The sequence below is a fragment of the Variovorax sp. MPBD4-3 genome, assembly GCF_058809745.1.
Genome location: NZ_JBXASW010000022.1, coordinates 33,646 through 47,298, shown reverse-complemented (window position 1 = coordinate 47,298; position 13,653 = coordinate 33,646). Strand labels below are relative to the sequence as shown.

Below are 13,653 nucleotides of genomic sequence, written 5' to 3'. Positions count from 1 at the left end.
TCAGAGCGCCGACTTGTACTTGGCGAGGCTGGCCTTCAACGCATCCATCACCGCCTTCGGGTCTTCGCCGACCTTCTTCACGCTCTCGGCCCACTGCGCTTCCGAGGGCGCCGCGGCCTTGCGCCATGCGTCGAGCTGCTCCGGCGTGAGCTTGTAGATCTCGTGGCCCGAAAGCGCCGCCATCTTGGCGTGGCCGGCGAACTCGAAGTCGGCCCACGGCCCGGCCACCTTCTGCGCCCATTCGCTGGTGCAGTGGTCGTCGATCACCTTCTTCTGCGCGGTGGACATGGCGTCGTACTTGCCCTTGTTCATGACCCACACGAAGGGGGTGACGTACAGCGGCGCATCCATGTGGTACTTCACCACCTTGTCGATGCCGAACAGGCCGATGGAGCCCCACGGGAAGGTGATGGCGTCGGCCACGCCGCGCTCCAGCATGTCGCGCGACTCGGGCGCCGAGGCCTGCACGTTGGTGCCGCCCAGCGAGGTGATGAGCTGGCCCACGGTGCTGGTGGCCGGGCGCACCTTCAGGCCCTTGACGTCGCCGGGCACGGTGATCTTCTTGCGCGAATGGAAGGTGCCGGGGTCATGCACGAAGGCGAAGCAGTACTTCACGTCCTTCATTTCCTTGGCCGCGTAGTTGCGGTACCAGGCGTCGATGGCGGCCGAGCCTTCCTTGCCGTTGGCGAACAGGAAGGGCAGCGACGCGCCGGCCATCACCGGAAACCGGCCGGGCTGGTAGCCGGGGTTCACGTAGGAGAAGTCGGCGATGCCGTCGCGCGCCATGTCGTAGTGGTCGAAGGCCTTGCCGAGCTGCTCCGACGGAAACAGGATCGCGGTGATGGTGCCGCCGGACTCCTTCTTGATGTCGTCGGCCCACGCCTGCAGCGCGGGGTTGAGCGGATGCTGCGCGGGCACCCAGCTCGACAGCTTGAGCTGCACGGGTTTGTCCTGTGCCTGCGTGGCGGGCGTGCAGAGCGCAAGGGCGGCGGCGATGGCGACGGCGGCCGGGGCCAGTGCCGTGCGGTGGGGGCGGTGGGCGATTGTCATGGTCTCCTTCGTTATGTGTTCGTCTGGGTTGAGCAATCTAGGCAGTCGCGCGCGCGGGGTAAATGGAGGGTTTCCCGTGCGTGTTTTCCTTGGGTCGCGTTGGCACGCCTTCCTGTTCGTCGGGCGAACGCGGCGAAGGCCTGTCCACGTGATGCGGGCCGAGTTCGCGCACCTGCGTGGCGCCCAGCAGGGTCATCGTGCGTTCGGTCTCCTGGATGAGCATCTGCAGCACCGACAGCGCACCGCGCTCGCCGTCGCACGCCAGCCCGTAGACCGGGGCGCGCCCGACCAGGACCCCGCGCGCGCCGAGCGCGAGCGCCTTCACGATGTCGCTTCCGCGCCGGATGCCCCCGTCCATGAGCACGGGGATCCGCCCGTTCACGGCGTCGACCATCGCGGGCAGGGCGGCGATGCTGGCCGGCGCGGCGTCGAGCTGGCGTCCGCCGTGGTTGGAGACCACGATGCCGTCAGCGCCGTGGCGCACGGCACGCCGTGCGTCTTCCGCGCCCAGCAGGCCCTTGACGAGCAACGGGCCGTCCCAGAGCTTGCGCAGCCAGCCCAGGCTTTCCCAGGTGAGCGCGCGGTCCATGGTGCGCGAGAGCAGCGCGGCCTGCGTCTGCGCGGAGACGGGTGCGCCGTCTTCATCGGGCAGCAGGTTCTCGAAGCGCGGCATGCCGTGGCGCGCAAGCCGCAGCAGCCAGGCCGGGTGCCGCGCCATGTCGAACAGTGTGCCGGGCGTGAGCCGCATCGGCACGCGAAAGCCGTGTCGCAGGTCGCGTTCGCGCAGGCCGCTCACCGGCACGTCCACCGTGAGCACCAGCGCCTCGAAGCCCGCGGCGCGCGCGCGGCGCACGATGCGTTCGGCAATGGCGCGCTCGCCCATCACGTAGAGCTGCATCCACAGCGTGGCGTCGGGCGCGGCGGTGCGCACGTCCTCGATGCGGGTGTTCGATGCGGTCGAGAGGATGAAGGGCACGCGCGCAGCCTGCGCGGCTCCGGCCAGCAAGGCGTCGGCGCGCGGCCGTACCAGCCCGGCCAGCCCGATGGGCGCGACCGCGAACGGCGCGCGCCAGCGGCGCCCGAACAGTTCGATGCCGGTGTCCACCGTGGTGGTGTCGCGCAGGCATTCCGGAATGAGCGGCAGCGCTTCGATTGCGTCGCGGTTGCGCCGCAGGCAGCGTTCGTCTTCCGCGCCGCCGTCGACATAGTCGAACACCAGGCGCGGCAGCACACGGCGCGCACGGCGCCGGTGGTCGTCCACGTTGAGCAGCAAGGTCATCGGTCGGCTCGCCTCAAGCCTTCGCGGGCGGTGGCCGCTTCATCCAGCGGATGGGCTGCGCCTGCACTGGCCGGGGTGCCGCGCCGTGCGCCGCCAGCGCGGCGTCGAGCGCCTTGCCGCCTTCGTCCGCCAGCGCCGCCTCGCGGGCCGCGGCGATCGCGGCGGCCCGCGCCGTTGCCGGCAGGGCCGTGCGGCCGGCCAGCGCGTCGATGACGTGCAGCAGGTTGTGCTTGCCGCGCTCGTTGGTGCTGCCGTAACCCTTGATGAGCCGCCCGCACAGCGCCAGTTCGTGCCCCAGCGCCCAGGCCTCGCAGGTGCCGGCTTCCACCGCCGCGAGCCAGCGCTCGATCAGCGCCTGTTCCTCGGCGAAGCGGCTGCCCCGGCGGCGCAGCCAGCGCAGCGACGCCAGCAGCCGCAGCGAGGCCATGCCGAACACCGAGTGGCTGCCCACCTTCAGCGGCAGCGCCCACGGCTCCCGGCCGCGCGCCTGGCGGGCCCGGTCCCAGGCCGTGACGCGGCGCGAGAGCGAAGCCGGCAGCAGCGCCGCGAATTCCGCCGCGCCGGGCTTGAAGTGGTCGTAGACCTTCACGATGTCGTCGTCGCCGGCGCGCACCTCCTGCCGCACGCGCTGCGCGCGGCTTGCGCGGCCCTTGAGCGCGGCGACCCGCACGATGTCGTCGAAGGCCATCCACAGCGCGAGCCAGCGCGCCATCTCCCGCGTGATGGCAAAGCCCTGTGCGCCGGCCGGGTCGGCGGTGCGCTCGGCATCGAGCACGCGGCCCAGCCGGTCGGCGTAGAGCGCGGCATACGTCGCGTCCTGGTAGTCGAGCACGCGAGCGTGGCCGAGCGCGAGCATGTCGTGCACCGCGGGTGGAAAGCGCCGGGCGAGTTCGGCCGGCAGGGCGCTGGCCGGGGGCGGTGCGTGGTTCGTGTCGCCGGCCAGCACGCTGCTCACGAACGCGGCCTGCGCGCGCGGTGCGTTCACCGCTTCGAAGGCGGCGGCAAAACCGCGCAGGCTGGCGGCGGCCATCTTGTTCAGTTTCTCCGGGGCGCTGGTGTCCCCGCCGCGCACCACATGCTCGTAGGCCTCGCGCGGGAACGGGAACAGCCCGCTGCCCGCGATGGCGCCGAGCATCACCGCGCTGACCACCGTGCCGCTGTCGCGCGCGATGGCGTTCATGTCGAACACATGGTGCTCGCGGCTGAAGGCCTTGACCACGTCGAGCAGCCGCTGCGCATCGGCGCGCCCGTCACCCGGCTCCATGCGCTCGGCCGTGGTGAAGATGCGCGCCGAGGAGCTGATGACCAGCGTGCGCAGCGGCGCGCTCATGCCGTTGCCGATCTGGCGCGCGGTTTCCAGCAGCTCCGACGACACGATCGCGTCGAGCGCGCCCGGCACCGGGCTCAGGCTGAACACGGGGCGCTTGCCGGCGAGCCGGGCGAGCGGTACGGGGAACACTTCGATGTAGTAGGTGGTGGCCCCGGTGCGCTGCGCCACGCCCGGGATCGACGTGCTCTGCGCGGCGTAGCCGGCATGGCGCGCGGTGTCGACCAGCCATTCGGTGAGTACGCCGCCGCCTTCGCCGCCGAGGGCGCAGACGAGCAGGGTGAGGGGGCGGTTCTGTTCCATGTGCTTGTCCCTCATGCCGGCTGCAGCGCGCGCACGACCGCACCTCGCAGTCCGTGCAGCAGCCGTTCATGCCACTTGGGGTTCTGCACCACCTCGGCCCGGTAGAAGCTCGGGCACAGCGTGGCCGCATGCGCGTTGGCGCCGCACAGGCCGCAGCCCACGCAGCCGTCGATCACGGTGGCCACCGGGTCCACCTTCAGCGGATCGGGGTTGTCCTTGAGCGTGAGCGTGGGGCAGCCCGACAGGCGGATGCAGGCGTGGTCGCCGTTGCACACATCCTCGTCGACGCCGTACTTCACCCGCACCACGCGCTCGCCCTTGCGCAGCAGGCCCGCGATCCAGGGCTTGATGCGCCGCTGGCGCTCGAGCTGGCATTCGCCTTCGGCAATCACCACCTTCAGGCCGTTGAAGTCGCTGGTGAGCGCCTCGGTCAGCGTCCTGCGCATGCGCTCCACGTCGTAGGTGGTCACGGTGCGCATCCACTGAACGCCCAGGCCCTTCAGCGTGGCCTCGATGGTCTGGTTCTTGTCGACCAGGCTCTGCTGCTTGTCGACGGCGCGCTCCTTGATCTCGTCGTCGGGCGTCGAGATGATGTCCTGCGTGCCGGTGGCCGAGGTGTAGCCGTTCTTGAAGATCAGCAGCACCGCGTCGTCGCCGTTGAACAGCGCGCTCTGCACGCCCGTGAGCAGCCCGTTGTGCCAGAAGCCGCCGTCGCCCATGATCGACAGGGTGCGCCGGTTCATCATCGGTGCCACGCCCGCGCGGCTCGCCAGGCTCATGCCGTAGCCCAGGATCGAGTGGCCCATCGAGAACGGCTCGAAGGTGCCGAAGGCGTGGCAGCCGATGTCGGCCGCGATGTGCACCGGCCCGGTTTCCTGCTGCGCGAGCTTGAGGGCCGAGAACACCGGCCGCTCCGGGCAGCCGATGCAGAAGCTCGGCGGCCGGTTGGGCAGCGGCGCGCTCAGGCGGCGCGCCACGGCCTCGCGGCGCTCGCGGTTGCCGGCCAGCCAGGCCTGCGCGGAGGACGAGGCCTCGCTCGCCGCGATGTACTTCGCGGCAAAGGCGCCGATGCCGCCCGACAGCACCTCCACGCCGTACTCGCCCGCCGGCGGCAGCATGTCCTTGCCGTGCAGCGGCGTCTGGATGTCGCGCCGGCGCAGCAGCGTGGCGATGTCCTGCTCGATGTATTCGGGCTGGCCTTCCTCCACCACCAGCACCGCGCGCTTGCCCACGCAGAAGTCGGCCACCTGCTCGGGCACCAGCGGATAGGTCACGTTCAGCACGAGGATCGGGATGTCGGTCTCGCCGAAGGCATCGGCCAGCCCCTGCTGCTGCAGGCTGCGGATCAGCGCGTTGTACAGGCCGCCCTGCACCACGATGCCGAGGTCGGCGTGGCGTTGCCCGGGCTTCAGCTCGTTCAGGCCATGCTCGACGATGTAGCGCCGCGCCGCCGGAATGCGCTCCTCGCCCTTGAGCTTCTCGTGGCGGAAGGTGACGGGCGGATGCGCGAGCTTCATGTAGTTGAAGCCGGCCGGCTCGGTCATCAGCGCGCGGGTGGAGACGGCGGGCGCCACGTTGTCCTTGCACTCGAAGCTGCCGCGCACGTGGCAGGTGCGGATGCGCAGCTCCATCAGGCAGGGCATGTTGGAGCTCTCCGACAGGCGAAAGCCTTCCTCCACCATGCGCACCATCACGCCGAGGTCGGGACGCGGGTCGAGCAGGCACATGCTCGACTTCAGCGCATAGGCGTGCGTGCGCTCCTGGATCACGCTGGCGCCCTCGCCGTAGTCCTCGCCCACCACGATCAGCACGCCGCCCGTGACGCCCGGCGACGACAGGTTCGACAGCGCATCGGCCGCCACGTTGGTGCCGACGATGGATTTCCAGGTGACCGCGCCGCGCAGCGGGTAGTGGATGGAGGCGCCGAGCATCGCGGCGGCCGAGGCCTCGTTGGAGCAGGCCTCCACGTGCACGCCCAGCTCGTCCATGTAGGCCTTGCCCTGGACCATCACGTCCAGCAGGTGCGACACCGGCGCGCCCTGGTAGCCGCCGACATAGGCCACGCCCGACTGCAGCAAGCCCTTGGTGATCGCGAGGATGCCCTCGCCGTGAAAGGTGTCGCCGGCGCCGAGGCGCAGCATCTCGACTTCCTTGCTGAATGAAACTTCCATCGTGTCTCTTTTTTATGGTGTGCCGCAGTGTGGTCGGGGTGCCGCCATACTTCAATAAAATAAGCCAGCTATCCAATATGAATCCAGTGCATATCGACGCGGTCGACCTGAACCTGCTGCGGCTCTTCGATGCGGTGTACCGGTCCCGCAGCGTGAGCCGCGCGGCCGAGGCCCTGGGCCTGACGCAGCCGGCGGCCAGCCACGGCCTGACCCGGCTGCGGCTGCTGCTGGGCGACGCGCTGTTCACCCGCACTCCGGGCGGCGTGGCACCGACGCCGCGTGCCGAGCGGCTCGCGGTGTCGGTGCAGTCCGCGCTGGCCACGCTGCAGCAGGCGCTGGCCGAGCCGGAGCGCTTCGATCCGGCGGCTTCGCGCAAGCTGTTTCGCATCCACATGAGCGACATCGGGGAAGGGCGCTTCCTGCCGGCGCTGATGGCGCGGCTGCGCGAGCTGTCGCCGGGCGTGCGCGTCGAGACCATGCCGCTGGCGGCGGGCGAGATCGCCACCGCGCTCGACAGCGGCAAGGTCGATTTCGCCTTCGGCTTCCTGCCGCGCGTGAGGGACACCCAGCGCGCGCAGCTGCTGCGCGACCGCTACATCGTGCTGCTGCGCCGCGACCATCCTTTCCTGAAGCGCCGGCGCAGCGGGCAGGCGCTGCTCGAGGCCCTGCAGGAGCTCGACTACGTGACGGTGCGCACGCATGCCGACACCTTGCGCATCCTGCAGTTGCTCAACCTGGAGGACCGGGTTCGCCTGACCACCGAGCACTTCATGGTGCTGCCGGCCATCGTGCGCGCCACCGACCTGGCGGTGGTGATGCCGCGCAACATCGCGCGCGGCTTTGCGGAAGAAGGCGGCTACGCCATCGTCGAGCCCTCGTTTCCGCTGCGCGACTTCACGGTGTCGCTGCACTGGAGCAAGCGCTTCGAGGCCGATCCCGGCAACCGCTGGCTGCGCCAGGTCATCGTGGCGCTGTTCTCCGAGCGGTCATGAGCCGCCTGCGCCTCTTTTTGCTCCTTGCCGCCGGACATTCATCCGGTGGTCAGGCTCGCCGTGCCACCATGGGCCTGACATGAAGAAACGCATTCCCTCATTCCTGCGCCACGTCGGCCCCGGCGTCGTCACCGGCGCGGCCGACGACGACCCGTCCGGCATCTCGACCTACACCCAGGCCGGGGCGCAGTTCGGCACCGGGCTGCTGTGGACCGTGTTCCTGTCGCTGCCCTTCATGGTGGCGATCCAGCTCGTGTCGGCGCGCATCGGCCGGGTCACCGGCAAGGGCGTGGCGGCCAACCTGCGCGAGCACATGCCGCGCGGCTTCCTGATCGTGCTGGTGTCGCTGCTGGTGGTGGCCAACACCATCAACATCGCGGCGGACATCGCCGCCATGGGCGAGGCGCTGCAGCTGGTGGTGGGCGGCGGCGCGCACTTCCATTCGCTGGTATTCGGAGTGGTGACGGTGCTGCTGCAGGTGTTCGTGCCCTACCGCAAGCTGGCCCACATCCTCAAGTGGCTGACGCTCACGCTGTTCGCGTACGTGGCGGCGGTGTTCGTGGTGCAGGTGCACTGGGCGCAGGTGCTGCACGACCTGGTGGTGCCCAAGCTGCAGTGGCGCGGCGACTACTGGATGATGATCGTGGCGCTGCTGGGCACCACCATTTCCCCGTACCTGTTCTTCTGGCAGGCATCGCAGGAGGTCGAGGAACTGCGGCTCAAGGGCGGCCGCAAGGGCACCGACCAGGAAGTGCGGCGCGACCTCAAGCGGGTGCGGCTGGACACCTGGCTGGGCATGACCTTCTCGAACCTCATCGCCTTCTTCGTGATGGTCGTGGGCGCGGCGGTGCTGTATGCGGCCGGCGTGCATGACGTGACCTCCGCCGCGCAGGCCGCCGAGGCGCTGCGCCCGCTGGCCGGCGACTTCGCCTTCTGGCTGTTCGCCGGCGGCATCATCGCCACCGGGCTGCTGGCCGTTCCCGTGCTGGCTTCTTCGGCGGCCTACGCGGTGGCCGAGGCCTTCGGCTGGGAAGAGGGCCTGGAGCGGCACTGGCGCGAGGCCAAGGAGTTCTACGGGATCATCGCGGTGGCCACGCTGGTCGGCACGGCGCTCGATTTCACGCCCATCGACCCCATGAAGGCGCTCTACTGGAGCGCGGTGATCAACGGCGTGGTCGCGGTGCCGATCATGGCGGCGATGATGATCCTCGTGACGCGCGAGAATGTGATGGGTGTGTTCACCTCCGGGCGCCGCATCCGCTGGCTGGGGTGGGGCGGCACCGCCTTGATGGGATTCGCGGCCTTGATGATGGGTTGGGACCTGGTGCGCTGAGACCGAGATCGAGACCGAGTTTGTGCAATTGATTCTTTCCGGGGCCGGCCCCGTGCTGGTCTTCATGGCCTGCGTCGCGCTCGCCACCTACGCGCAGAACCTCACGGGTTTTGCATTCAGCCTGATCCTGCTGGGCCTGGTGTCGGTGTTCCACGTCGCCAGCGTGAGCGACACGGCCAACGCCGCGACGGTGCTGAGCCTCCTGAACGCATGGACCTATTTCCGAGCCCGGCCCGGCGTGGTGCCGTGGCGGCTCATGAAGCCGGCGCTCAACGGCAGCACGGTGGGCGTGATCGTGGGGCTCATGCTGCTGACCTGGCTCAGCGGCGGCGCGGTCAACTGGCTTCGCGGGCTGCTGGGGGTGTCGATCCTGGGCTGCGCCGTGCTGCTGGTGATGCAGGGCCGGCCGCTGCCGGCGGTGTCGGGCCCGCGCAGCTTTGCCGTGATCGGCGGGCTGTCGGGCGTGCTGGGCGGGCTGTTCTCCAGCTCCGGGCCGCCCATCGTGTTCCACATGTACCGCCAGCCGCTGGACCGCGAGCTGGTGCGCCGCGCGCTGCTGCTGATGTTCGGGTTCAACTCGCTCGTGCGGCTGGTGATCGTGGTGCCGACGGGGCATTTCTCCTGGTATTCCGCGCTCTTGGCCGGCTGCGCGATGCCGGTGGTCTACGGCGCGACGCGCCTGCACCATCGCCTGCCCAACAAGCTCAAGCCGCGCACGCTCAAGTGGCTGGTCGGCGGCCTGCTCGCGGCGGCGGGCTCGACGCTGATCGCCACCGCCTGGGCGGCCATTGCGCAGGCCTGAGCGCGGCCCGGGCCGTGCTTGGCCCGGGAATTGCAGCTCCCGCGCCAGGGTTTCCCCGTACGTGGCATACCGGCCCCTACATACGCGTTATGGGGCTGCCCGTATGCAAGACCCCCGACAAGCCGCTAACGTCCATGACTGACCCCTGACGGGTCCCCCACGAGCCCCAAAAGCATGAGCACCGACAGCAGCAAGATTCAACCGATCCGCTTCTTCCATCGCGGAAAGATCGTCGACGTCACCGGCGTCCACCCGACCCGTTCCGTGCTCGACTGGCTGCGCGAGGACGCCCGCTGCACCGGCACCAAGGAAGGCTGCAACGAAGGCGACTGCGGTGCCTGCACCGTCGTCATCGGCGAACTGGCCACCGATCCCCAGGCGCCCGGCGCGGTGGACGGCCTGAGCCTGCAGACCGTCAACGCCTGCATCCAGTTCCTGCCCACCCTGCACGGCAAGGCCCTGTTCACGGTCGAGGACCTCAAGGCCCAGTGCCAGGCCGCGCCCCACAGGACCGAGAAGGCCAAGGACGGCAAGCACGCGGTGCACACGCTGCACCCGGTGCAGCAGGCCATGGTCGACTGCCACGGATCCCAGTGCGGCTTCTGCACGCCCGGCTTCGTGATGTCGCTGTGGGCCACCTACGAACACCACCAGGCCGGGGGCACGCAGCCCACCCGCCAGCAGCTGGCCGACGACCTGTCGGGCAACCTGTGCCGCTGCACCGGCTACCGCCCGATCCTGGACGCCGGCCAGCGCATGTTCGACCTGCCTTCGGTGCGCCTGGACACCAGGCCTGTGGTGGCCGCGCTCACTGCCTTGCGCGACGACGGCGCGGCGCTGAGCTACGCCGCCCCGCTCGGCGCGCGCATGGACCACTTCCACGCCCCCAGGACCCTGGCCCAGCTCGCCGCCCTGCGCGAGCAGAATCCCCGCGCCCAGCTGCTGGCTGGCTCGACCGACGTCGGCCTGTGGGTCAACAAGCAGTTCCGCGACCTCGGCGACATCATCTACGTGGGCGACGTGGCCGAGATGAAGGCCATCGAGGACCGCCCGGACAACGGCGGCGAGCTCTACATCGGCGCCGGCGCCTCGCTGGAGGCGGCCTTCGGCGCGCTGGTCGAGCGCGTGCCCAACCTAGCCGAGGTGTGGCTGCGCTTCGCCTCCCCGCCGATCCGCCATGCCGGCACCATGGGCGGCAACGTGGCCAACGGCTCGCCCATCGGCGATTCGCCGCCGGTGCTGATGTCGCTTGACGCGCAGATCGAGCTGCGCCGCGGCGACGTGGTGCGCCGCATGCCGCTGCCCGACTTCTATCTGGACTACATGAAGAACCAGCTGCAGCCGGGCGAGTTCGTGCAGGGGCTGGCCGTTCCGCACGCCGCCATGAAGCGCCAGGTGCGCGCCTACAAGATCAGCAAGCGCTTCGACTGCGACATCTCCGCCCTGTGCGCGGGCTTCGCCATCGAACTCGAAGCCGGCGGCGACACGGTGAAGGCCGTGCGCCTGGCCTTCGGCGGCATGGCCGCGACCGTCAAGCGCGCCGCGAACGCCGAGGCCGCGCTGCTCGGCAAGCCGTGGACGCAGGCCAGCGTCGCCACCGCCAAGCTCGCGCTCGCGCAGGATTTCAAGCCGCTGTCGGACATGCGCGCCTCGGCCGACTACCGGCTGCAGGTCGCCCAGAACCTCATTCAACGCCTCTGGCTCGAAACCCGCGCCGAAGACGCCCTGTCGCTGGAAGAAACCAGCGTCTGGAGCGTGATGCCCCACGCGACCCCCGCCACCGCCGCAGGAGTCTGACCATGAACAAACCCATCGACGCCCGCCTGCTGCAGCCCGCCGAGGCCTTTGCCGACTACCTGACCAACACCGCCGCGCGCATCGACGTGGGCGCCGAAGCGCTGGCGCACGAGCGCGGCATGCGCGTGGGCATCAGCCGCCCGCACGAGTCGGCGCACCTGCACGTGGCCGGCGAGGCCACCTACATCGACGACATTCCCGAGCTCGCCGGCACGCTGCACTGCGCGCTGGGCCTTTCGCCGGCGGCCAACGGCCGCGTCGCCGCGCTGTCGCTGGATGCCATCCGCGCCATGCCGGGCGTGGTCGCGGTCATCACGGCCGACGACATTCCGGGCACCAATGACTGCGGCTCGATCATTCACGACGACCCGATCCTGCTGCCCGTGAACGACGGCGGCGAGATCCGCTACCTCGGCCAGCCCGTGTTCGCGGTGATCGCAGAGACCCGCGACGCCGCGCGCCGCGCCGCCGCCAAGGCCAAGGACGCGCTGACCATCGAGGCGCAGCCGCCCGTGCTCACGCCGCAGGCCGCCCACGAGCGTGGCCAGTACGTGGTGCCGCCGATGCACATCGTGCGCAGCGGCGGCGGTGCCAACGAAGGCGACGAGGCCGCCGTGCGCGCCGCCATCGCGAAGGCGCCGCGCCGCCACAAGTCCACGCTCGACGTGGGCGGGCAGGAGCAGTTCTATCTCGAGGGGCAGATCAGCTACGCCATTCCCAAGGAAGGCGGCGCGCTGCACATCCATTGTTCTACGCAGCACCCCAGCGAAATGCAGCATCTGGTGGCGCACGCGCTGCACCTGCAGTCGAACGAAGTGCATGTCGAATGCCGGCGCATGGGCGGCGGCTTCGGCGGCAAGGAATCGCAGTCGGCGCTGTTCGCCTGCGTGGCGGCCATCGCGGCGCGCCAGCTGCAGCGCCCGGTGAAGCTGCGGCTGGACCGCGACGACGACTTCATGGTCACCGGCCGCCGCCACTGCTTCTGGTACGAATACGAGGTGGGCTACGACGACGAGGGCCGCATCCTCGGCGCCGAGATCACCATGGTCTCGCGCGCCGGCCACTCGGCCGACCTGTCGGGCCCCGTGATGACGCGTGCGCTGTGCCACTTCGACAATGCCTACTGGCTGCCCAACGTGGCCATGCACGGCTTCTCGGGCAAGACCAACACGCAGAGCAACACCGCGTTTCGCGGCTTCGGCGGCCCGCAGGGCGCCATTGCCATCGAGAACATCATGGATTCGGTGGCCCGCGAGCTCCAGCGCGACCCGCTGGACGTGCGGCGCGTCAATTTCTACGGCAAGACGGAGAACAACGTCACCCCGTACCGCCAGACAGTGACCGACAACATCGTCCACGAACTCGTGGCCGAACTCGAAGCCAGCAGCGACTACCGCGCGCGGCGCGAGGACATCGCTGCCTTCAACAGGAAGAGCGTGGTGCTCAAGCGCGGGCTGGCGCTGGCGCCGCTGAAGTTCGGCATCTCGTTCAACGTGAAGCACTTCAACCAGGCCGGCGCGCTGGTGCATGTGTACACCGACGGCTCGATCCTCGTGAACCACGGCGGAACCGAGATGGGGCAGGGCCTGAACACCAAGGTGGCGCAGGTGGTGGCGCACGAACTGGGCGTGAGCTTCGAGCGCGTGCGCGTCACCGCGACCGACACCACCAAGGTGGCCAACACCTCGGCCACGGCCGCATCGACCGGTGCCGACCTGAACGGCAAGGCCGCGCAGGACGCGGCGCGCCAGATCCGCGAGCGCCTGGCCGACTGCGCGGCCGAGCGCCACGGCGGCACGGCCGCCGAGGTGCGCTTCGCGAACGACAAGGTCGAGGTCAACGGCAAGACGCTGGCCTTCAGCACCGTGGTGGGCGAGGCCTACCTCGACCGCAAGCAGCTGTGGTCCGACGGCTTCTACGCCACCCCCGGCCTGAGCTGGGACAAGGACAAGATGCAGGGCCGCCCGTTCTACTACTACGCCTATGGCGCGGCGGTGAGCGAGGTGATCGTCGACACGCTCACCGGCGAATGGAAGCTGCTGCGCGCCGACATCGTGCACGACGCGGGCAAGTCGCTGAACCCGGCGGTGGACATCGGCCAGGTCGAGGGCGCCTTCATCCAGGGGATGGGCTGGCTCACCACCGAGGAGCTGGTATGGCATCCGCAAAGCGGCAAGCTCACCACGCACGCGCCCAGCACCTACAAGATCCCGACCGCCAACGACTGCCCGCCCGTGTTCAACGTGCGCCTGTTCGAGGGCCAGAACTTCGAGGACTCGATCCACCGCAGCAAGGCCGTGGGCGAGCCGCCGCTCCTGCTGCCGTTCTCGGTGTTCTTCGCGATCCGCGACGCGGTATCGGCCGCGGGTGACCACAAGGTCGATCCGCCGCTGAAGGCGCCGGCGACCAGCGAGTCGATTCTTCGCGCCGTCACCGCTGTCCAGTCCGCATAGTCACTCGTAGACTTTGGCGCATGTCCAAAGTCCTCCCCATGCCACACGTCCCGATTCCATTCGCGAAACTCCGCGGAACCGGCTTTGCCGGGCCGCGGGTGCCGCCCCCGGCAGGGGGTGGGCGAAGCGACGCAAAGTGCGCGAAC

General features: G+C 69.8%; 9 protein-coding genes. 5 read left to right on the top strand and 4 right to left on the bottom strand.

Annotated features, from left to right (window positions below; all coding sequences use genetic code 11):
* Genes AC1RVW_RS15390 through AC1RVW_RS15375 form a run of 4 tightly spaced genes read right to left on the bottom strand, consistent with a single transcriptional unit; the run spans position 1 to position 6,130 of the window.
* Positions 1-1,050 carry a TRAP transporter substrate-binding protein gene (locus AC1RVW_RS15390; protein WP_493200888.1) on the bottom strand — a complete coding sequence of 350 codons (1,050 nt, stop codon included), beginning with the start codon at positions 1,048-1,050 and terminating at the stop codon, positions 1-3.
* Between the two features lie 37 nt (positions 1,051-1,087).
* Entirely contained in the window at positions 1,088-2,329 is a 1,242-nt protein-coding gene (locus AC1RVW_RS15385) for an alpha-hydroxy acid oxidase (protein ID WP_493200886.1), read from the bottom strand.
* Positions 2,330-2,342: 13 nt separating this feature from the next.
* The gene (locus AC1RVW_RS15380; protein ID WP_493200884.1) at positions 2,343-3,959 is read right to left on the bottom strand and encodes an indolepyruvate oxidoreductase subunit beta family protein; all 1,617 of its coding nucleotides are present in this window, start codon (positions 3,957-3,959) and stop codon (positions 2,343-2,345) included.
* 11 nt (positions 3,960-3,970) lie between these two features.
* Positions 3,971-6,130 (bottom strand): thiamine pyrophosphate-dependent enzyme, encoded by a 2,160-nt coding sequence (locus AC1RVW_RS15375; protein WP_493200882.1) that lies wholly within the window; start codon positions 6,128-6,130, stop codon positions 3,971-3,973.
* 77 nt (positions 6,131-6,207) lie between these two features.
* Between AC1RVW_RS15375 and AC1RVW_RS15370 the strand changes: the two genes are divergently transcribed.
* The 5 genes from AC1RVW_RS15370 (at position 6,208) to xdhB (ending at position 13,507) form a co-directional block, all read left to right on the top strand.
* Positions 6,208-7,122, top strand: a complete 915-nt coding sequence (locus AC1RVW_RS15370) for a LysR family transcriptional regulator (RefSeq protein WP_493200881.1) — start codon at positions 6,208-6,210, stop codon at positions 7,120-7,122.
* A gap of 79 nt (positions 7,123-7,201) precedes the next feature.
* Positions 7,202-8,455: an NRAMP family divalent metal transporter gene (locus AC1RVW_RS15365; protein WP_493200879.1), complete on the top strand. Its 1,254-nt coding sequence runs from the start codon at positions 7,202-7,204 to the stop codon at positions 8,453-8,455.
* A 22-nt stretch (positions 8,456-8,477) separates the two neighbouring features.
* A complete protein-coding gene (locus AC1RVW_RS15360) occupies positions 8,478-9,257 on the top strand; it encodes a TSUP family transporter (RefSeq protein WP_493200877.1) in 780 nt (259 codons plus the stop codon).
* Positions 9,258-9,431: 174 nt separating this feature from the next.
* On the top strand, positions 9,432-11,054 hold the full coding sequence (gene xdhA / locus AC1RVW_RS15355) for a xanthine dehydrogenase small subunit (RefSeq protein ID WP_493200875.1): 1,623 nt from the start codon (positions 9,432-9,434) through the stop codon (positions 11,052-11,054).
* Positions 11,055-11,056: 2 nt separating this feature from the next.
* Positions 11,057-13,507: a xanthine dehydrogenase molybdopterin binding subunit gene (gene xdhB / locus AC1RVW_RS15350; protein WP_493200873.1), complete on the top strand. Its 2,451-nt coding sequence runs from the start codon at positions 11,057-11,059 to the stop codon at positions 13,505-13,507.
* Positions 13,508-13,653 lie beyond the last annotated feature (146 nt).

Excerpts from the sequence above, each read along its gene's own strand:
- AC1RVW_RS15370 (WP_493200881.1), top strand. The coding sequence starts at position 6,208 with ATGAATCCAGTGCATATCGACGCGGTCGACCTGAACCTGCTGCGGCTC.
- xdhA (WP_493200875.1), top strand. The coding sequence starts at position 9,432 with ATGAGCACCGACAGCAGCAAGATTCAACCGATCCGCTTCTTCCATCGC.
- xdhB (WP_493200873.1), top strand. The coding sequence starts at position 11,057 with ATGAACAAACCCATCGACGCCCGCCTGCTGCAGCCCGCCGAGGCCTTT.
- AC1RVW_RS15365 (WP_493200879.1), top strand. The coding sequence starts at position 7,202 with ATGAAGAAACGCATTCCCTCATTCCTGCGCCACGTCGGCCCCGGCGTC.
- AC1RVW_RS15390 (WP_493200888.1), bottom strand. The coding sequence starts at position 1,050 with ATGACAATCGCCCACCGCCCCCACCGCACGGCACTGGCCCCGGCCGCC.
- AC1RVW_RS15375 (WP_493200882.1), bottom strand. The coding sequence starts at position 6,130 with ATGGAAGTTTCATTCAGCAAGGAAGTCGAGATGCTGCGCCTCGGCGCC.
- AC1RVW_RS15385 (WP_493200886.1), bottom strand. The coding sequence starts at position 2,329 with ATGACCTTGCTGCTCAACGTGGACGACCACCGGCGCCGTGCGCGCCGT.
- AC1RVW_RS15380 (WP_493200884.1), bottom strand. The coding sequence starts at position 3,959 with ATGGAACAGAACCGCCCCCTCACCCTGCTCGTCTGCGCCCTCGGCGGC.